Raw genomic sequence first — 1,839 nt, 5'->3', positions numbered from 1 at the left:
TAAAAGGTTGGCAACCATCTGCTTTCCCATACCGTCTCCAGTATAGTATCCCAGACCGTGAAAGGCTTAACCATCGTGTTCGAGATGTGTACGGGTGTTTCCCTTATCCGTATCGCCACCAACCATTTCTTTACTTTTCAAATTCCTTTGAAAATCAAATAGTAAGACAACCCCTACTTCTTCCTCTTCTCTTAGAAAGGAGGTGATCCAGCCGCACCTTCCGATACGGCTACCTTGTTACGACTTCACCCCAGTCACCGAACCCGCCTTCGACGGCTCCTTCCTTACGGTTAGGCCACCGGCTTCGGGCGTTTCCGACTCCCATGGTGTGACGGGCGGTGTGTACAAGACCCGGGAACGTATTCACCGCAGCATGCTGATCTGCGATTACTAGCGATTCCGGCTTCATGTAGTCGAGTTGCAGACTACAATCCGAACTGGGACACTGTTTTTGTGCTTTGCTTAACATCACTGTCTCGCCTCACTTTGTTTAGTGCCATTGTAGCACGTGTGTAGCCCAGGCCATAAGGGGCATGATGATTTGACGTCATCCCCATCCTCCTCCGGGTTATCCCCGGCGGTCTCTATAGAGTGCCCATCCGAAATGCTGGCTACTATAGATGAGGGTTGCGCTCGTTGCGGGACTTAACCCAACATCTCACGACACGAGCTGACGACAACCATGCACCACCTGTCTCTGCTGTTCCGAAGAAAAGGTCACATTACTGACCGGGCAGCAGGATGTCAAGACCTGGTAAGGTTCTTCGCGTTGCTTCGAATTAAACCACATGCTCCACCGCTTGTGCGGGTCCCCGTCAATTCCTTTGAGTTTCATTCTTGCGAACGTACTCCCCAGGTGGAATACTTAATGCGTTTGCTTCGGCACCGAATCTCTATCGAGACCCAACACCTAGTATTCATCGTTTACAGCGTGGACTACCAGGGTATCTAATCCTGTTCGCTCCCCACGCTTTCGAGTCTCAGCGTCAGTTATAGTCCAGCAAGCCGCCTTCGCCACCGGTGTTCTTCCTGATATCTACGCATTTCACCGCTACACCAGGAATTCCGCTTGCCCTTCCTACACTCTAGCTGTACAGTTTCAAAAGCAGTCTTGGGGTTGAGCCCCAAGTTTTCACTCCTGACTTGTACTGCCGCCTACACTCCCTTTACACCCAGTAAATCCGGATAACGCTTGCCCCATACGTATTACCGCGGCTGCTGGCACGTATTTAGCCGGGGCTTCTTCTGTAGGTACCGTCATTATCTTCCCTACTGATAGAGCTTTACATACCGAAATACTTCTTCGCTCACGCGGCGTCGCTGCATCAGAGTTGCCTCCATTGTGCAATATTCCCCACTGCTGCCTCCCGTAGGAGTCTGGGCCGTATCTCAGTCCCAATGTGGCCGTTCACCCTCTCAGGCCGGCTACTGATCGTCGCCTTGGTACGCCGTTACCGTACCAACTAGCTAATCAGACGCGGGTCCATCTTACACCGATAAATCTTTCTTGCATAAGTCATGCAACTAATGCAAGGTATGCGGTATTACCAGTCGTTTCCAACTGCTATCCCCCTGTGTAAGGCAGGTTACCCACGCGTTACTCACCCGTCCGCCACTAAGTTTATAAGTCTTCATCCCGAAGGAATCTGTCTTATAAACTCCGTTCGACTTGCATGTGTTAAGCACGCCGCCAGCGTTCATCCTGAGCCAGGATCGAACTCTCATAAAAAACTGGCTATTTCTTTTTTAGTTAGAAATATAGAAACTTAAGTATCGTTTCATTACTGAAATTCTTTTGGAATCTTCAGGGTTGTCTTACTATTTGATTTTCAAAGAACT

Annotated in this window: 2 rRNA genes; both read right to left on the bottom strand. The window is 49.8% G+C overall.

The window, feature by feature from the left end:
* Positions 1 to 5: 5 nt before the first annotated feature.
* Positions 6 to 123: ribosomal RNA gene (gene rrf, locus ACYQ1N_RS07555) — 5S ribosomal RNA — on the bottom strand.
* Between the two features lie 72 nt (positions 124 to 195).
* Positions 196 to 1,729: ribosomal RNA gene (locus ACYQ1N_RS07550) — 16S ribosomal RNA — on the bottom strand.
* Between the last annotated feature and the right edge of the window lie 110 nt (positions 1,730 to 1,839).

The sequence above is a fragment of the Howardella ureilytica genome, from assembly GCF_054657495.1.
Note: the sequence above shows the minus strand (reverse complement) of the source record. Positions and strands in the feature narration are given on the sequence as shown.